Here is an 18,701-nt window from a genome sequence, read left to right on the forward strand (position 1 = left end):
ACAAAAGAAAAAAGGGCCGCCAAAATTATAGCGGTCCTTTTTATCCTTTTACTCAGTGATCCTGGTAGAACAACATGTAATTTTACCTTAGGCGGACATGTAATCGGTCTTTTTTTCATTATCCTCCCAGCTTGAAGGAGCCCGGCTGAGGCTATTGCTGGATCTTTTTAATAATGGGAATAATCTGCTGCAATTGCTGTACAGGATTGGACTGCTGCTGGGCCGGATAGATCTGCCCGGGAACCGGTTGAACCGTCTGCTGCTGGGTGACCGGAACCTGGGTCTGCCCGGGTATGGCACCGGGCTGGACAGCCGTTCCTGTTGGCCAGCCCTGGGGGGTCTGGGACCCGGATCCCGATGCCGGCTGGGCCGGTTTTAACATATACTGCCCGGCCATTTTGCTGGACACCATCTTTTCCCAGACAATGAGCCCGCTTCTCGCATCCACCACCCTGAACTGATATTGGAAATAGCTCATTCCGCTGTTTGCCTTTGTCATGTCCTTTTCATTTACCTGGTAAATGATACCCCTTAAAAAATAATCGGCTGCTGCAACCTTGGATTTGACCGAAGCGGTCTGACTCATATCCATGGTGCTTTCTTCTTCAAAATTATCCGTAAGTTCACCGCTTCCGCTCCCTCCGCTGAGGGAACCTGCCTCATATTCCCGCTCACTTACCCGGTCCCGGGTTTTGGTCCCAAGTTCGGTGTCGGTCAAGGTAACCACCAGTTCTTCATTGCTCTGACGGACCCGTTCCTTGATAATATCCTTGTAGGAGGCATCATCCCGGAACAGGATCAAACCGCCTGAGTTTTCCATGAGTTTGACACGTATGGTTTCCTGAAAGATCTGCTCGTCAATATAGATACCTGTCTTGTTCTGAAGCTTTCGGATGGTAACCACCGGAGGACTGCCCGCCCTGACGATAAAGGGCTGGCGTACCAGATCCCTTGCCATCATGTCGCTGACAAACCTGAACTGTGCCACGGTGATCCTGTCTGCAGCCACTTCCTTGGGCAAGGCATCTACCGGGCGAATCTGACTTGTGGTACTGCCGGCAGGTTTAGCAGTCTTGCTGTTGCTGACACAACCGGCAAGGGCACCAGACAAAACAATCATGAAAATAGAATAAAGAACTCTCATCACTTCCCACCTGTAATTTTTGTCAATAACCGTTGGGCTGCCTCTTCGGCAGCTTGATTTTGGGATTCATGACGGGCAGAAGCCACCATGGCGACCTTCCCGGTCATTGTATCCACGGCCCGCAAAAACACGGTTGTTTCATTGGAATCCGAGCCCGTACTGGCTACCCCCTTTACCACAAACTTGACCCCTCTCCGGGAAAGGTCCGGACGGGGAGAATCGTCAATGAATCGCTCTTCAGGTGCATCAAAGAGGCTGATCTCTTTGCTCCCGGTTAATTTCTGGCTGATGGTTTCCCGGATACTCTGCCCTGCATCCACAGATACGCCTTTATTGTTCACCAACCTTTCGGCATTGATCGGGCCGAGAATCATGGTAATTCCCTCCGGACCCATGGTCTGGGGTTCGGTTTTGTCCCCCCCATTAGCGACTTTGGATGCAATCATGGAACCGCCGTGGGATTCAGAGGCCTGGACCGCTATCTTTTCGGGGATTTGCCCCCCTTGATCCCTTGCAGTTTCAGATATGCTTCCCACCGGCTGAGACTTTTTTTCCTGGAGTGTGACATCTTTCGGCGTGCAGCCGGAGAGAACGAAAATCACACCCAGGCAGAACAAAAATTGATTTACACATTTTAACATGGCGGTCACCTGACAGGGGTGCGAATGATAAAACGGAATGTTGAGATATCCCTCCGGATACTGCTGGCCCGGAACTCTGCCGGGGATCGGGGAGATAGATGTTCCGTATGCCACTCACTTTCCTCGACTTTGATGTTGCGGTTATCGTAAAAATTTACTTTCCAATCCACATAAATGGGAATCTTTTTTTCTGCGCTCTCACACTTGAGCCTGACATCGACATGGCCGGAGGGCAGCCTTTCCGAAAAATGATCCACCAGAATCAGTCTCTTTTCCATGTCATCATCCAGAAAATCAACCGGAAATTGGTCCGGCGCTGATTTTCTGACTTTGTGATTTATGGGTTCACATCCCACAAAAGAGAGAAGAACGATTAAAACACAAAAATATCGGACCATATCAAGGTTCCTTTCTTAAACCGGTTGGGGACAGCCTTATAAATAATCTGTCTCGGTCAGCTTGATAATATTTTCACGGATATGGGTAAAATCCGGATCTTTTGGGGCTATTTTTGCTTTTACACAGTATAGAAAACCGCGGGCCAGTTCCTTGACAGCCAGATCCTTTTCCCGCCGGCTTAAATGATAACGGGCGGTTTCCAGAAAATCCTTTTCCCGTTTTTCGAACTGCTTCTGGATGACCGTGGCAAGCTGTTTGACGATGTTCTTTCGAAGTTTTTCGCTGATCTCGGTGTCCGTGGACAAGGTTAAGGGATCCCCCTCTATCCCGGCCATCTCAAGGGCGTCCTGGTATTCGTCCTCTTCCTGATAGTTTGCATTGAACTCCTGGGCATAGGTAATCCGTCCCTTACTGGTATCGAAGATCCGGACAGCAACGCCGGCAAAGCCCTTGACCACGCTATTGCCCTTATTGATGGTAAAATTACCGTATTCCTTGACCTTGACGGTTTTGGGGGGCGCCTTCTGGGTCCTGCCCGACTGCAGAAAAGCCTCATATTCCGGATTCACGGCCAGCTTTTCACCCATGGGTACCCTTACAGTACTCTGGCGCTGATTGTCCTGGCGGTCGATTTTGAGCAATGAAACATTGCCGGTCACGATGAGATCCACATTGAGGATATTGGCGACCTGGGAAAATTCTCTTTTATGCTCTTCCATCAAAATATCGATTTTTCCCCGTTCCACGATATTAATGCCATAGGGAAGAATCCGGAACAGATAACTGATCAAGGCATCGGAAAACTGGGTACCCACATCGGGATTATCCTTCGGCGAATCAAAGGCGGGAATGGCAATGTACCGCTGAACCTGCTTAAGGATTTTATCCCTGCTGTCCCTATGCATTTCAAACATTCCGGGATACTCCGGATTCAGTTCAAATCCCTTGACTGATTCCAGGTAGGCCCGGCTGATATTGCCGGCGGCAGTCCGTTGGAGGGCCTGATTTAGATAAAAGCGTGCCCCGTCCCGGCGAACCTCTGCCATCATATCGTGAATCTCCCCTTTAAAAGGACTCTGGTTCAGTTCCCGGTAGGCAGTATAGTATTGTTTTCTCCGAACCAGTCTGCGGGTTTTTATTTGAAGGCTTGAAATCTCCTGGGTTTTGATTTCTGTCTGCAGCCGGCTCTGTTCTGCCGGGTCAAACCCAAGAGACTTCCATTTCGCAAGGGCAAGCCGGGCTTCATTCAGGCGTCCGTCCTTGTATGCCTGCATGATTTGTTTCTCAAGAAGGTCACCATAGCCCGTTCTGAATTCGCCGTTAAGCCTGAAAAGGTCTTCAAAATCAGGATCTGTCTGGGCGATGGTATTCAAAATTTTCCGGGCCTCGGGAAATCGCCGGGCTTGGATCAGTTCCCTGACCTGATCGGCACGATGCCCATTGTCCGTATCCATCTGTACCAGTCGTGATTCGTATTGCCGGATATCGTTTCCAAGCAATGAGCCATCCGGATCAAACCGGGATGCGTTTTTTAAAATCTGAAGACTGGAACGAAGCAAGGGTGCGGTCTGCACTTCTGATGACTGTAATCGTGCGGCTGCATCCTGCCTTGCCGTTTGGGTCAATTGACTTCTGATCCGGCCCAGGGCGGTTAAAGCCTCTTTATTGGAAGGGCTTTCCTTAAGTACGTTGAGATAATGTTCGTAAGCTGTGACAAGATCTCCTTTCGCCATGGCGTCTTTACCCAGTTTTAACTCAGGCGAAGGGACGCAGGACGATAACAAAAGCAAGGATAAAAGGATCAGTAATCTGAAAGAGAGTCGGCGATGCATTTAAAAGGCCTCCGTTTTATGATTTGCTAACTTTACCGCTTGATTTATCCTCAAATAAAATACGACGGCTTCTGTGTCAAGAGTTAGATTTATTTCCCTGCGATATCTCTAAATGAGATGTCGGCCCCAAACTTGAATTCCAAGTGCAAATCTAAGGAGGTAAAACCATATAAGGCCATCCCATTCCATGACGGATAAATTTCCCATCCTTCGGACAAGGAAAAATTCCTGCCAAGGGTATCCCAGGCTGGCGGCGATGGCTCCGACCCATTCCTGAGGCGAAATCATGACAGGGAATCTAAAAGCTGCTGGGGCGATCGCGCTGGCTGCAAACCTTTAAAAACAGAGAACACATCCATAACCGCCACCGGGGGTAACTTTTTTTCCCCTGCCCCTTGATTTGTGTTCGATATTAATTAACTTAATGTTAAGTTATTTGACATCGAGGTGATTGTGAAACCCAAAGATATTCCCGATATAGAGGCAAAGGCCTTACAATTGTACACTGTTCTGATGCGGGCATCCAATACCCTGACGGAAAAGCTGCACCGCCACCTTTTGGATCACCGGCTTTCCATCAGCCAGTTCGGTGTAATGGAAGCCCTGTATCACCTGGGCTCCATGTGCCAGAAGGATCTTGGCACAAAGATCCTGAAAACCAGCGGGAATATCACCCTGGTCATCGACAATCTGGAGAAAAGAAATCTGGTCAAACGGATGAAAGACCGGTCCGACCGGCGACGGGTCTCCGTAACACTGACCGATTCGGGCCAAGACCTGATCAAAAGGATATTCCCGGATCACTCCAGGACAGCCTCAGAGATTTTTTCCGTACTCACCCCTGAAGAACAGCAGACCCTGAAAGTCCTGCTGAAAAAACTCGGCCTGGCAAATGCATGATCTGCCGACCATTACTTAGATTTAAGGAGCCATTATGAATTTTAATGATATCATCGAAAAAAGAAGATCCATCAATTTTTTTGATCCCCAGAAAGATGTTTCCCAGAAAGATTTAACCCGGATGATAGAGCTGGCAGGCAATACCCCGTCCAGTTTTAATCTCCAGCCCTGGAATCTCATGGTTCTCCGGAATCCCGAAGAAAAAGAAAGACTGAAAAAAGCGGCCTGGGACCAGCCCAAGGTGGCCGAGGCCCCCGTGGTTCTCATTGTTCTGGCCGACAAAAAAGGATGGCAGGAAGGCCACCCCGTATTTGAAAAAAACTGGGAAAAAATGCTGGAAGCCGGTTCCATGGAGTCCGCCCAAAGGGAATGGTTTCTCAATGCCACCCAGTCCCTGTACAATTGGAGTCCGGACGCCAACCTTGCATTTGCCGCCAAGAATGCAGGGTTCTTTGCCATGAGCCTGATGTACGCCGCAACCAGCCTCGGCCTTGAAACCCATCCCATGGACGGTTTTGATCACAATGGCGTGCAAAAGGAGTTTAAGATCCCGGATAATTACTGGATTCCCCTTTTGCTGGCCGTGGGCTATAAAAAGAAAGACCTTGAACTGACCCCTCCGAAATGGAGAAAGACCTATGATGAGATAGTGGTCTCATTCTAATACTCCGGCCGTGCCCTGCCCCGGTTTTTATAAAATCGGCCAGGGCACGGCCGATCTTCTGAAGACATGGCCTTCCCAATGACAATTGCCAGGGTTTCTTTCGGATCCCGGCTGTTCATCCCCCCATTCTCCCCCCCAAGTGATATGGACATTAATTCTGTTTCTGATATATTGATCCAGGCATATTCAGAGACAAGATGAATCCAGGCGTTGATCAAACTCGTTCAGGAGAAAACCATGTCCTTTGATACTGAAAGATCGATAAATTGTGATGTTCTGATCATCGGGGGAGGAGGTGCCGGACTCAGGGCCGCCATTGCTGCCGCATCCACAGGGGCCGATGTCCTCATGGCCTCGAAAACACGAATGGGCCGTGCCAGCAACACCTACCTGTCCAAGGCCATTATCGCCTCCTCGGGATGGGGAGATCCAGGGGATCGGGGCCCTGTCCACGGACAAGACACCATCAAGGGAGGCCGGTATATCAACGATCCGGGAATGGTGGCCCGGTTCACCGAAACCATCCCCCGGGAAACCCGCCGGCTCATGGAGTGGGGAATGAAATTCAATTCAGCCCCGGACGGAAGCCCGGCAGTGATGAAAATTCCCGGCCATACCCATGCCCGCCATCTTTCCGGAAAAAACTGGAAAGGAAGCGACCTGGTGTTTCCCCTCAGACAAAAAGCCGTTGAGATGGGCGTGAGGTTTCAGGAGAAAACCTTTGTCACCTCCCTTCTGGTTTCAGACCAAAAGGTTATCGGAGCCACAGCCCTCACGACCCAGGGGGAGTTCCTCACCCTGGGGGCGAAAACCATTGTTCTGGCCACCGGGGGATTCGGTCACCTCTTCTTAAATACCAACAATGCCCCGGGGATTACCGGAGACGGGCACGCCCTGGCCCTGGACGCCGGAGTGGCCCTCCAGGACATGGAATTTGTCCAGTTTTACCCCACGGCCATGGGCAGACGGGGCAGCCGGATTCTATTGTATGAACGCATCCTGGTCCAGGACGGGGTGGTCCTGAAAAACAGCCGGGGACAGGATATATTAAAGAAAAACAAATACCCGGCAGAGGAGATCACCCGGGATGAGCTGGCCCAGGTCATGATGAAGGAGATCCTTGCAAATCCCGGGGAGGCCATTTTCATGGACCTGGAAGGGCTGGCCCCGAAAACCGCCCGGGAACTGGCCATGCTGATCCCGGCCCCATATTTTAAAGGGACCCGGACCTTTCCCGTGGTTCCCACCACCCATTTCTGCATGGGCGGTGTGGTTGTGGATGCCCATTGCGAGACCTCCTGCCAGGGGCTTTTTGCCGCGGGAGAGGTCTGTGCCGGGGCCCACGGAGCCAACCGCCTGGGCGGCAATGCCCTGGCAGAGGTGATCGCCATGGGAAGCCTGGCCGGACAAGCTGCCGGAAAAAGAGCCGGAGCCCTGGATCCGGTTCCCGGTATTTCGGAGGCTGCCCGCAAAGAAAAGACCCGCCTCGGGAAGCTGTTCTCCAGACAGGGGGAAGGCCCGGCAGACTTAATCCGGGAACTCAAAGAGACCATGTGGATCCATGCCGGGATTCTCAGGAGCGGCCAATCCCTGGAAAAGGCCCTGGCCACATTGAAAAAGCTGGAAGATACCCAGGCCCGGATAGAAGCTCCCAAGGATCTGATCCGGTTCCTGGAGTTCAGGAATCTGAAAACCACAGGGAAAGCTCTATGCCGATCCGCCCTGGAAAGGACCGAAAGCCGGGGTTCCCATTTCAGGACCGATTTTCCGGAAGAAAATGATTCCCACTGGCGGATAAACCTCCGGGTGGAGAAAACCGGTGCCGGCCTGGCCCTTGACCGGGTCCCCGTACCTGAAATTGATGGATAAAAAATTAGAATTGATAAGGAAAATACCATGAAAATCCACATCCCCGGAACAGGGGAACTCAATATCGAAAATTTACTCATGGACTATAACGGAACCCTGGCCGTTGACGGCAGGATCATGGACGGGGTGAAAGAAAAGATCAATGAACTGGCTTCCCGGGTCAATATCCATGTGATCACGGCCGATACCTTTGGCAGCGTGGAAAAGACATTGAAAGATACGGACTGCACCGTATTCGTTCTTCCCAGGGAAAACCAGGACCTGGGCAAGCTGGAATATCTGAAAAACCTTGGGCCGGAAAAGACGGTCTGCGTCGGAAACGGGGCCAATGATTGCCTTATGCTTAAGGAGTCTGTCCTGGGAATCGCCGTCCTCCTGGAGGAGGGCCTGACCGTTTCCGCCCTCACGGCTTCGGATATTCTGGTTAAAGATATTCTGGATGTTTTCTCCTATCTTGAAAAACCGGACCGCCTCAAAGCCTGTTTGAGGACCTGAAGCTTGTGAATTTAGAGAAACTCAACAAATATACCTGGATTGTTCCCCAAACCGGGGCCATGAACGTCCCGGCAATGATATTTGTTGATGAAGCCGGACGCAACGCCCTGGTCAGGGACAATGCCTTGGAGCAGGCCGTAAACGTGGCCTGTCTCCCCGGCATTGTCAAGGCTTCCATGGCCATGCCCGACATCCACCAGGGATACGGATTCCCCATCGGCGGGGTGGCCGCCTTTGACTGGGCCACCGGGATCGTCTCCCCGGGCGGGGTGGGCTATGACATCAACTGCGGGGTGAGGCTGGCCCGGACCCGCCTTGAAGAAAAGGAGATCCGCCCTTTTCTTTTTGATCTTGCCAACCGCCTGTTCAGGGAGATCCCCTGCGGGGTGGGCTGTCCAGGCATCGTCAAATTGTCGGACACCGACCAGGACCGTGTGCTGAGAAAAGGAAGCCGCTGGGCCGTGGAACAGGGGTTCGGCCGATCCCCGGACATTGAGCGCACCGAAGAAAAAGGCTGTCTTGCCCCGGCAGATCCCGGGACCTTAAGCCCACGGGCCCTGGAAAGGGGAAAAAACCAGCTGGGCAGTCTGGGATCCGGGAACCATTTCCTGGAAATCGGGAAGGTGGACCAGATCTTTGATCAAAAGATCGCCCGGGTTTTCGGCCTGTTCCAGGGACAGGTCACGGTGATGCTCCATACCGGATCCAGGGGACTGGGCTACCAGGTCTGCGACGACAGCCTGAAACTCATGGCCAAAGAGGTGAACCGCCTGGGCATCCGCCCCCCGGACCGGCAGCTGGCCTATGCCCCCCTCAGCTCCGGAGCAGGAGAGCTTTATATGAGCGCCATGGCCTGCGCAGCCAATTATGCCTGGGCCAACCGGCAGGTCCTCATGCACAGGGCCGAACAGGTGATCCAGAAAACCCTGTCCATCAGCCCTGCCACCCTCGGCATGGGCCTGGTCTACGATGTCTGCCACAATATCGCCAAAAAAGAAACCCATCGGGTGGAGGGGAGCAAAAAGAGCCTCTGCCTTCACCGCAAAGGCGCCACCCGGTCCTTTGGCCCGGGCCATCCATCCATTCCTGCCGAATACCGGAGTGTGGGCCAGCCCATCATCATTCCCGGGGACATGGGCAGGGCCTCCTATGTTCTTGCCGGCACCCAAAAAGCCATGGACCTGACCTTTGGATCCACCTGCCACGGCGCCGGCCGGGTCCTGAGCCGCAGGGCCGCCAAAAAAGCCGCCAAAGGCCGGGCCATTCACCAGGAACTTCAAGGCAGGGGGATCATCGTAAGATGGACGGGGCGGTCCACCATGGCCGAGGAGATGCCCGAGGCCTACAAGGATGTATCCCGGGTAGTGGACGTGGTCCACAGGGCCGGGATCTCCACAAAGGTGGCCCGGTTAAAACCCATGGTGGTGATCAAGGGGTAATGGATCCGGATTCAATTCCGGGGTTTAATTCCGGGTTGAATCGGACAGGTCTTCAGGGGACAGGGTTCCCTCTTTTGGCTGGTCCAGGACCCTGCGCACGGTCCCGGCCAGGACTCCCCGGACCACGGGCTTCATTAAAAGAGAGGCAATCCCGGCCTGTTTCATTTTCCCGGCCGTGATGTCCTCGCTGAATCCGGTGCAGAGGATCACCGGAATATCGGGAATAAGGGTCTGGATCTGCTCCGCCACCTCCAGGCCGGTAAGCCCGGGCATGGTGAAGTCCGTGATGACCAGGTCAAGACTCCGGCCGTGGTTTGCCGCATATTCTACAGCCTTGAGGCTGTCCGTAAAATGAACCACCTGGTACCCCAGAGAGGAAAGAAGTTTGTCCTGCATGGCTGCCAGGGCCGGTTCATCATCCAGAACCAGGATATGCTCGGTACCGCCGGTCAGAATCGGATTCGTCTCAACCTGTCTTCTACTTCTTTCCCGGGTTACGGGAAGAAAAATTGTAAAAACCGTTCCGGCTCCGGGCTCGCTTTCCACCCGGATTCCCCCTTTATACTGCTTCACGACCCCGTGAACCACGGAAAGCCCCATTCCGGTCCCCCTGCCGGCCTCTTTGGTGGTGAAAAAGGGATCAAAGATCTTTTCCATGATTTCCGGTTGGATGCCCCGGCCGGTGTCCCTGACCTCCAGGACCGCATAGGGGCCGGGCGCCAGCCGGTCCATATTTTCCCGGGAATCCTTTTCCAGAACGGTTTCCGTCAGGCTGACCTCCAGGGTGCCGGTCTTATCCTCCATGGCCTGGACGGAATTGGTGCACAGATTCACCATGATCCTGTGGAGCTGGGTGGGATCGCAGATGATCCAGGCTTCGGAATGAAGGTGCGGCAGGATCTTCACCGTGGTGGGCAGGGTCGCCCTCATGAGTTTCAAAGCCTCTTCCACCACGGATTTGACCTCAACCGGCCTTTCCTCCTGCTCGGCCTGGCGGCTGAAGGTCAGTATCTGCTTGGTCAGTTCACTGGCCCGGACTGCCGCATTCATGACCTCGCTCATGTACCGGACCCCGTCCGAAGACAGATCCCTGCCAGCCATGGCCAGTTCCGTGTACCCGATGACCGCGGCCAGGATATTGTTAAAGTCATGGGCGATGCCGCCGGCAAGGGTTCCGATGGCCTCCAGCTTCTGTTTCTTGTTGAGCTCTTTTTCCAGCTGGATCCGGGCAGCCTCTGCCTGGATCCGCTCGTTGATCTCCCGGTTGAGCTGTTCATTGGCAAGGGAAAGTTCCCGGGTTCTTTCCTTTACACGCCGGTCCAGATCCTGATTGATCCGGCTGACCTTTTCCTTTTCCAATTCCAGCAGGTGGGAGGAGAAGAAGCGGTGCCGGGCATTGAGTTCAATGGAATAGCCGCCAAGGGTGCAGAAGACATTGGCGGAGATGAAAAAAAAATTATTGTTGATCAGCATGGCTGTGGGAGTATCCACCACCCATACGGCAATGATTTCGTAGCAGAGAACCAGGGTCCAGGAACAGGCACTTGCCCAGACCATACGCATGCCCAGAAAGATATGAATGGTGATGAAAACCAGGATGATCCCGGCGTAATAGGAATAAGCCGCCGGCGGCCCTGCCAGGGCGATCATCATCTCAATGCCCAGCCCCCCGGACAGGCAGAGCCCGAAAAGCGCGGGCTGGGAATATCTCTCAAATGCCGGATAAAAGGAAAACAGAAGAACCCCGGTGGTGGCAGGTACGATAAACAGGTACCGGATCGTCCAGAAAATCACCTTTTGTTCCGGGGCGATCAGGGCATCCAGAATCCCGAAAACCGCATAAAAAGCCATGGCCACGAAAAGGGCCACCCTGATTTTGATAAGGGTCTCCTTAAAATAGAAGCGCTGGAACTCTGGTTCAAGATGAACCCAGTTTTTCGCAAACACCAATGTAAAGGGGTTATACCGCACGATTTTTCAGCCCTGATTCTGGTGGTCATGGCCCATATTCCCTTGGCCTGTCGAATCGCCATAATAGGACGGTCAGGAAAAATTTTCAAGCTGGATGGCCAAAAAGCCGGTATAATTGGGAAAAACCGCTCCCTATAAAATCCCAAACCTTGTTTTTTTCCACACCCGGTGGTAAAGAGAATTTCTTTTACCCAAAGGGGATATACCCATAATGAAGATTCGAGCAAATCCCAGAACAGCCGGTCCCCTGCTCATGCTGCTGGCCGCCCTGATGTTTACCTTCCTGAGCGTTCTGGTCAAGCTCATGCCGGGAAACTACACGGTATTGCACCTTTTGTTTGTCCGCTGTTTCGGAGGTCTTCTGGTCCTGGCCGGGATTCCGTGGATCACCCGGATCAATGCCAATCCCTTCAAAGGCCATAATCGTCCCCTGCTGATCTTCAGGGGATGCTCGGGCTCTCTGGCCTTTTTTGCCGTGGTTACATCCATCCGGATTCTGCCCATATCAACGGCATCGGTTCTCTTCTACTCTTACCCTGTTTTTGCCGCTCTCTTCGGTTTTGTTATTTACCGGGAAAAACTCAACCAATGGCAGATCGTCTGCATCGGTTTTCTTGTGACGGGCATTGCCGTGCTCTTTGACTTCAGTTTATCGGGCAGCACCTATGGCCAGATCATGGCTGTTGTGGGAGCCGTACTGGCCGGGCTCACCGTCACCCTGATCCGCTCCCTGAGGGAAAAGAACGGGCCTGCCGTCATCTACCTTTATTTCTGCACCATGGGCGCCCTTTTCACCCTGCCCGTGTTCCTGGTAACCCCGATTATTCCGGGTTCCCTCCTGGAGTGGGCCATGGTGATCGGGATCGTGGTCACGTCCACCTCTGCCCAGCTGCTCATGAACCAGGGATTCTTTTACTGCCGGGGATGGGAAGGGGCGGTATACATGTCCTCGGAAACCGTTTTCACCGCCGGTATCGGCATCCTGTGCCTGAACGATCCTGTTTCCTGGCGGTTCTTTACCGGGGCTTTGCTCATCGTCGGTTCCGGACTGTTCTTAAGCAAGCTGAAGAGCGATTGAGAACTGAGTCAATCCAATCTTGTATAAATCAAAATCCGGGAGTTCCCATCCTCCCTTGTCACCCAGGCAAGGAACAGGGAATTCTCCAATTAAATTTATTCCCGGCATTTCAATTTGAGTAGGATTCCGGTAGATAAGTGAGGGTACGAAATAAACAAGTTTGAAAGGTCATTATAGAATTATTTATGCCCGATGATCAATATTATCAATACAGCTTGTGCAGTGTGCCGTCCTGGGTCATTGGCTCCCGCGCGTTCAACGCCGATCCTGCGCCCTTAAGTGTCCATGGGGTGCGGTCTTCCCACGCCCATTTTTTTAAACTATTGGACAGCCTCTCCAGTTGGGAAGAGAGGGCTAGAAGATTTCAAGATTACATCGAAGTTGCGTTCCATCTTCATCAATGGCGGAAAAATAGCAATGCCGGTGAGCATCTCAGTCTGAAACACAGTTACTTAAGATTTCTTCGGGGCTGGCTTTTTGATTCGGATTCCGTTGAAGGGGCTGTCCTGAAGGGATGGGTGGAAAGCCGGATGGGCTTGTCCCCGACCTATCATGGCGGCCGGATCAAAGGGAAAGAGAGCAAAGAGTATTTATCATATCTGGCAGACCGCATGAAGGGTTCAAGTCAGACCAATGGTATTTTCTCCCAACTCGATCTTCTCTATGAATTTGTTCAGTACGAAATGAAACGCCGCGCCCCTGACACCACTCACATCACCCTTTTCAGAGGTGTTCATGGATTTTACGATCATGACATACTTGAATGGGACGGCAAGGGGAAAGGAGTGGTCCGGCTCAATAATTTAAATTCCTTTACCCATGATTTTGAGCGGGCCTGGGAATTTGGAACATTTATTATTGAAGCCAGGGTTCCTGTTTCAAAAATTTTTTTTGACGGCGCTTTTCTCCATGCCGGGATACTCAAGGGAGAGGAGGAGGTGTTGGTCATTGGCGGTGAGTACGATTTTTCCAGGCGAATCATATAACAGGGAAACCATGCATTCCATTCAGATACCCGACCAAAAACAGATTGTGGACAAGGCAAAGGCGGCCTTTGTCGGCCTTGCCATTGGAGATGCCCTGGGGGCGACTTGCGAATTCATGACACCCGGGGAAATCAAATTACGGTATGGTGTGCATAAACAGATCATTGGAAAAGGATGGCTCTTTCTCAAAGCCGGTCAGGTGACAGATGACACGGAAATGTCGATTTGTATCGGACGGGCCATTCGAGATTCCCGCGGATGGAATCTCAGGGCCGTTGCAGAGGAATTTGCCGATTGGGTAAGAGGCCGGCCGGTTGATGTCGGCTCCACATGTTCCAGGGGAATCAGAAACTACCTTATCCACCAAACCCTTGAAATGCCGCCGAGCCGCTGGAGCGCCGGAAACGGGGCTTTGATGCGCATGCTTCCCGTTGCCCTTTATACCCTGGGAAATGATGAATTATTGACTCAATATGTCGTGGAACAGGCCCATCTGACCCACAATAATCCTCTGTCTGATGCGGCATGTATCTTTTTTGGCCGTCTGCTTCATGAAGCCCTGACAGGAGCCGGCTTGAATCAACTTCAGATCCATACCGACGATTTTGTGGAGGAACATTCGGATTTCAATTATCATCCCTATCCGGGTAAAAGCTCTGCCTATGTTGTGGACACGGTGCAGACCGTTTTCCACTTTCTGTTTTCAACGGCCACCTTTGAGGAGTGTCTCATCGGCACGGTAAACCAGGGGGGGGATGCGGATACCACCGGCGCATTGGCCGGGATGCTTGCCGGTGCCGTCCATGGGATCGAAGGGATACCCAAACGCTGGCTGAAACGATTGGATTCCCGTGTTTATTCAGAGGTTGAAGCGCTTTCCGAATATTTAGTAACCCATTCTCCGGCACTTGTAATCAAAACCTGAGGATTGATTCTTCCTTCGGTCACAATACAGGGTATCTCTAATAATCAGAATTTGGGTTCGGGTTCAAGGCGCAGAAAAATGTTAACCGGAGGAATATATTGAATATTTCAAGGATTACAATTTTCCTGCAACACGGAAATCAGGCCAAAAGGCAATTATCAAAGGTGCCTACAACCTAGCGGATAAAAAGCTCAATGAAGTGTGATATACCGGCTGTAAATAATCCCGTTGATTAAAAGATAAACCCCGAATCCCAATGCTGAATATCCAAAAATATAATAGATAACCCTGAAAAAAACCGGGGGTGATTTTACTTTTGCACTCTCAAAGCGCCCCTCTTTTTTGAGCTGTTCGAGCCATCCTGATTTTTCCTCTTCCAGTTCCTCCATGGGAACGCTGCCGCTGAACATGGCCTCGTTCATGGGAAAACTGGCCGGCCGCAGGTGGCCCACGAAAAAATGAACTATAAAAATATAGGATACGGCAAGAATCGCCTCTGCCCGATGAAGCAGCACAGCAACATTCAGAGTCCAGCCGGGAATATACCGGCTGGCCAGGATGGGATACATGAGCACGATCCCGGTAATGGCCAAAAGGGGCATCCCCCAGTAAACTGCCCAGTAATCGAATTTCTCCCAGTATGTCCAGCGCTGCAGCCTTGGCCTCTCTCCCATTCCGAACAGCCAAAGGGTCCTCTGCCAAAAATGCTTGATATCGTTCAGGTTGGGTACCAGGGAATCCGGGCCAAAAAGGCTGGTTCCCAGATTTTTCCAATCCAGCCGGGTCAAAAGGTAAAGCGTATGAAAGACAAATCCTAAAATCATCAGGACACCGATCCATTTGTGGATAAGAATTGAGGTATCATATCCACCGAATAGGGCATTTAGATCTCTCCCCAATGGCGTGGAAAAAAACAACCGGCTGAACCCTGTTGCCGCCTGGATGAGAAAAGTGATGATCAAAAAAAGATGAAACCCCCTGTCTAAAAGACTGAATCTTTTAACACGTTCTGTCCGCATGTTAAATCACCCTTCCTTTCACTTTTTGAAGAGTTCCCTTATCCCCATTAAAATGGAATGAGGGATGAAAAACGCCAGAGTTCCCGCCAGGAGAATCAGCATAAACCAGTATGAATAATACAGTGCCGGAAATCCGGTTCTTGTATCGGGCGCCCCTGCAGCGGGTTCATGAATCACATACCGGGCAAAAGATGCGGAAGCACCCTGGTGGCATTTTGAGCAGATGTAGGCGTGTCGCCGGATCGGGTTCATGGACGAAAAATAGTGATTGATACTGGCAATGGGCTCCTGGCCGTGACATTGCCTGCAGGTCAGATTGGCCCGGACGGTATGGATATCCCGAGCCTGTTCGGCATGGCATTCTTCACACCGCCGGTTCGCATAAAACTTGATGCCCCGGTGTGAATCAGCAAGCCGGCTCCTGTTTCTGACCTGTGCTCCCGTTGAGCTGTAGGCAAACGCTCTCCTGCCTTCTTTCTGGAATCTCCTGACCAACGGGCTGTCGTGACCCGGTTTCATCTCATATTGTTCATAATAACCAGTGCTGACTTCATACTGCCTGTACCGATTGATAAAAGATGTCACCTCCTCTCCCTGCCCCGAACAGAGGGCAGGGAGAGTCAGGAAGGCAATCATTATCAGGGGCACGATCCGGATAATCATACTGCTGATATTCGTTGATTTTCGCATACCCCCCTCCTGCAGTGTTAATAAGCCTTTTTAAATTTAATGGATTGAATCGCCTGTCCCACAGGTTTCGGCAGTACGGAGAGTGCTTGCCAGTCAGCCTGAAGTTCATTGAGATCCTGTTTTTTATGCTGGTGACAGGTCTGGCAGGAATTCGGCACTTTTGGATTTTTCAAGGTGTCTCCGGGCAGCAGCGTCACAAATACATGGCTGTGGATATCTCCGGATTCAGCGCTTTTGGCAATCCTTGGCATATGGCAGCCCACACAATTGGCAAAGGAGTGAATCGAATGGGCAAAGTTGTTGTTGACCATTTCATGACAGCTCAGGCATTGTTTTGAACCGGCAAAATTGGTCTGAGACCGTGTCGGCGGCATGCCGAGTTGATGAACATAGTGACACGAGGTACAGGTGACTCCCTCTTTTGCATGCTTTGACTGCTGCCAGTCGATAAACTGCTGGTGGTGACCTTTGGAAAATTCATTGGCATAGACATGCTTTACATCACCGGCTTCAAAAGAGGTGGATTTATAATATGATGAAAGAGCCTTTCCCGGTGCAAACCCAACCGGCCAGCCCCCGCCTTTTTCCATGGTGGAATGGCCCCGGTTGTGACAGGAACCGCAGATCTGTGCAGCAACACCCATGGTCAGCTTGGCCGGATTGATAATCGTATTGCGCTTTTCAAATACTTCTGTTTTCGGCAGTGCCGCATGCCAGGATCCCTTTCCATGACAGGCTTCGCATCCGACGCCGGCTTCGTTAAACGTATTGTTTTTAAGATCTGCACCGGTAGCATGGCAGCCCCCGCATTTTAAAAGCCAGGGCCTCTTGTCCCAGTCTTTTTCATGGTAATTGACCCATCTGTCGGTTTCAGTATTATACTGAATGGGGGAGATATAAAGGGTATCGTTCTTTTTAACCAGAAAACGCTGTTTCCACTGGCTGCCAATGGTATAAAGAATCTCGTCCTTTCTGGGAACGTAAATCTGATCAGCAGGGACTTTGAGTTTACCGCTCAATTTTGCAAGGTCTTCGCGAATTCGTTTTTCATCAATGGCAACCACGATGGCATCTTCGTTTGCCTTGGCATCCTGGAGCATGCGCGAATGCATGGTCATCTTCCAGGAATCAAAATGCTCCAGATGACACATCTTACAGGTGTCCGAGCCCACAAAATCCTTCGGCTGCGACGTGACCGCAGCAATATCCACCACCGGTTGGGATGAACACCCCCAGATGAGCAAGGTGGCAAGCCCCAGCATTAAGAGACCCGCTAAGATTTTTTTCTCCATATTCACCTCCCTTTCAATTGTGAAAAACGCCTTAATTCTTTCGTATCAAGACATAGCATCACACCATGCGGATGCGAAAAGCAATTTGATGATTTGCAACGCTTTTTAAATCGAAGTGTGCAGCATCGTTATAGGAGAGAAAAACAGGAGTAGGATCTGGTCAGGTCAAGAAGTCTTGAGCCTATGACTATTGATCATTAACGGCTTCATACTACATCGTGGCAATTGAAATTGCAACAATAAAAAAATTCGAATATCCCTGTCTTTATGAAAGCAAGCCATTTTTCCATGAAAAGCTCTATTGTCCCGTAAAATCCGCTGGGGCCTGGCGTTTCGATTGAAGGAGACAAACCATTTCCCACCACAATTGCCCAACCCGGGAAAATCACCCATATGGGGGATGTTGTGATTTTCCATGTCTGATATCAAAAAGACAGGAATGGCATTAAAATTGTCAAGAGATTCCAATGCAGGATAGAGGATAAAGAGATGATATGCAATCAATGTAAAAAAGAGTTTGACACTGCCCGGCAATATGAGTGGCGTTCACAGATTATATGTGAAGACTGTTATATTGACAGCCTTTGGGCTGCAAGACCTGTTTGCAATCCCTGGGAAGAATATCTATCAACAAGATCGGCATCAGAAGATGAGAAGAATATTCTGAAACCAAGAGACAGAAAAAATTTTGAAGTGCTGCTGCAAACGGCTCAAAGCCTGGGAGCGACAAATGCTGCCTGCATACTCACCAGTGAAATTGAAATAAGCGATGCCCTGGCAGCATTATGTAAAGAACCAAAGTGTGAACACTTTGGCAGATCATTTAGATGCCCTCCGAATATAAGCGGTCCAACGGGATTTCGCAAACAGATTAAAAGCCATACAAATGCCATTGTGTTTAAAATTACACTTCCCTCAGACATTATGTATTCCCATCATCGAATTGAAATATTTAAACTATTACATGAAATTGGATCATCCGTTGAAAAAAAAGCAAAACAAATGGGATATACAAATTCCAAGGCATATGCAGCCGGGTCATGCAAAAAACTTTTTTGTGGTCAACACCTGAATTGTAATGTGCTTTCAGGAGATGGAGAATGTCGAAATCCGGATCTTGCAAGGCAATCCATGTCAGGTTTCGGAATTAATGTAAAAAAACTAATGGAAACGGCAAACTGGGATGAGGATTCTGAAACGGCTGAAATGAAACCCGCCTGCGGAATGATTTTGATAGGCTGATATTTACGTTTCGTGAGCCATGACTTCCTTAACCGTGAGCTTTCGAGTAGCCGTTGTGTTATGCTTTATGCCCGTCTGGCCGTATCGCAGAGAGTCTGGGGAAGTCATTCCACCG

17 protein-coding genes are annotated in these 18,701 nt (G+C 51.0%); 9 read left to right on the forward strand and 8 right to left on the reverse strand.

Annotated elements, in window-relative coordinates; genetic code table 11:
* Nucleotides 1–151: 151 nt before the first annotated feature.
* Genes F608_RS0127515 through F608_RS0127530 form a run of 4 tightly spaced genes read right to left on the reverse strand, consistent with a single transcriptional unit; the run spans nt 152 to nt 3,917 of the window.
* Nucleotides 152–1,144, reverse strand: coding sequence for a hypothetical protein (locus F608_RS0127515; protein ID WP_022668973.1), 993 nt, complete (start codon nt 1,142–1,144; stop codon nt 152–154).
* Complete coding sequence (locus F608_RS0127520; protein WP_022668974.1) at nt 1,144–1,785, reverse strand: hypothetical protein; 642 nt, start codon at nt 1,783–1,785, stop codon at nt 1,144–1,146. Before F608_RS0127520 ends, F608_RS0127515 begins: the two co-directional genes overlap by 1 nt.
* Before the next feature lie 5 nt (nt 1,786–1,790).
* Complete coding sequence (locus F608_RS0127525; protein WP_022668975.1) at nt 1,791–2,183, reverse strand: hypothetical protein; 393 nt, start codon at nt 2,181–2,183, stop codon at nt 1,791–1,793.
* A 36-nt stretch (nt 2,184–2,219) separates the two neighbouring features.
* Nucleotides 2,220–3,917, reverse strand: coding sequence for a hypothetical protein (locus F608_RS0127530; RefSeq protein ID WP_022668976.1), 1,698 nt, complete (start codon nt 3,915–3,917; stop codon nt 2,220–2,222).
* A 552-nt stretch (nt 3,918–4,469) separates the two neighbouring features.
* On the opposite strand from F608_RS0127530, the gene F608_RS0127540 reads away from it, so the two are divergent.
* The 5 genes from F608_RS0127540 to F608_RS0127565 all read left to right on the forward strand — a co-directional run bounded on the left by F608_RS0127540 (nt 4,470) and on the right by F608_RS0127565 (nt 9,383).
* Nucleotides 4,470–4,916, forward strand: coding sequence for a MarR family winged helix-turn-helix transcriptional regulator (locus tag F608_RS0127540; protein ID WP_022668978.1), 447 nt, complete (start codon nt 4,470–4,472; stop codon nt 4,914–4,916).
* A gap of 34 nt (nt 4,917–4,950) precedes the next feature.
* On the forward strand, nt 4,951–5,580 hold the full coding sequence (locus tag F608_RS0127545) for a nitroreductase family protein (protein ID WP_022668979.1): 630 nt from the start codon (nt 4,951–4,953) through the stop codon (nt 5,578–5,580).
* Nucleotides 5,581–5,817: 237 nt separating this feature from the next.
* Complete coding sequence (locus F608_RS0127555; RefSeq protein WP_022668981.1) at nt 5,818–7,449, forward strand: FAD-binding protein; 1,632 nt, start codon at nt 5,818–5,820, stop codon at nt 7,447–7,449.
* A 27-nt stretch (nt 7,450–7,476) separates the two neighbouring features.
* Nucleotides 7,477–7,944, forward strand: coding sequence for an HAD family hydrolase (locus F608_RS0127560; protein ID WP_022668982.1), 468 nt, complete (start codon nt 7,477–7,479; stop codon nt 7,942–7,944).
* Nucleotides 7,945–7,949: 5 nt separating this feature from the next.
* Entirely contained in the window at nt 7,950–9,383 is a 1,434-nt protein-coding gene (locus tag F608_RS0127565; protein WP_022668983.1) for an RtcB family protein, read from the forward strand.
* A 24-nt stretch (nt 9,384–9,407) separates the two neighbouring features.
* Here F608_RS0127565 and F608_RS35415 read toward each other — a convergent pair whose 3' ends face one another.
* Entirely contained in the window at nt 9,408–11,354 is a 1,947-nt protein-coding gene (locus F608_RS35415) for a hybrid sensor histidine kinase/response regulator (protein ID WP_022668984.1), read from the reverse strand.
* Between the two features lie 211 nt (nt 11,355–11,565).
* On the opposite strand from F608_RS35415, the gene F608_RS0127575 reads away from it, so the two are divergent.
* From F608_RS0127575 to draG, 3 genes are all read left to right on the forward strand, one after another.
* Complete coding sequence (locus F608_RS0127575) at nt 11,566–12,432, forward strand: DMT family transporter (RefSeq protein WP_022668985.1); 867 nt, start codon at nt 11,566–11,568, stop codon at nt 12,430–12,432.
* Nucleotides 12,433–12,617: 185 nt separating this feature from the next.
* On the forward strand, nt 12,618–13,418 hold the full coding sequence (locus F608_RS0127580) for an NAD(+)--dinitrogen-reductase ADP-D-ribosyltransferase (RefSeq protein ID WP_022668986.1): 801 nt from the start codon (nt 12,618–12,620) through the stop codon (nt 13,416–13,418).
* 10 nt (nt 13,419–13,428) lie between these two features.
* Nucleotides 13,429–14,343: an ADP-ribosyl-[dinitrogen reductase] hydrolase gene (draG, locus tag F608_RS0127585; protein WP_022668987.1), complete on the forward strand. Its 915-nt coding sequence runs from the start codon at nt 13,429–13,431 to the stop codon at nt 14,341–14,343.
* 191 nt (nt 14,344–14,534) lie between these two features.
* Here the strand turns inward: draG and F608_RS0127590 are convergent, their stop codons facing one another.
* From F608_RS0127590 to F608_RS0127600, 3 genes are read right to left on the reverse strand one after another with little or no spacing between them, the layout of a single operon-like run.
* A complete protein-coding gene (locus F608_RS0127590; RefSeq protein WP_022668988.1) occupies nt 14,535–15,362 on the reverse strand; it encodes a formate dehydrogenase subunit gamma in 828 nt (275 codons plus the stop codon).
* A gap of 18 nt (nt 15,363–15,380) precedes the next feature.
* The gene (locus F608_RS0127595; RefSeq protein WP_033399143.1) at nt 15,381–16,052 is read right to left on the reverse strand and encodes a hypothetical protein; all 672 of its coding nucleotides are present in this window, start codon (nt 16,050–16,052) and stop codon (nt 15,381–15,383) included.
* A gap of 17 nt (nt 16,053–16,069) precedes the next feature.
* Entirely contained in the window at nt 16,070–17,344 is a 1,275-nt protein-coding gene (locus F608_RS0127600; RefSeq protein ID WP_022668990.1) for a multiheme c-type cytochrome, read from the reverse strand.
* A 489-nt stretch (nt 17,345–17,833) separates the two neighbouring features.
* Here F608_RS0127600 and F608_RS0127605 point away from each other — a divergent pair, with 489 nt between their 5' ends.
* Nucleotides 17,834–18,586, forward strand: a complete 753-nt coding sequence (locus F608_RS0127605; RefSeq protein ID WP_022668991.1) for a DUF2284 domain-containing protein — start codon at nt 17,834–17,836, stop codon at nt 18,584–18,586.
* Nucleotides 18,587–18,701 lie beyond the last annotated feature (115 nt).

This window comes from Desulfospira joergensenii DSM 10085, from assembly GCF_000420085.1.
In the GTDB taxonomy this organism is placed as follows: domain Bacteria; phylum Desulfobacterota; class Desulfobacteria; order Desulfobacterales; family Desulfobacteraceae; genus Desulfospira; species Desulfospira joergensenii.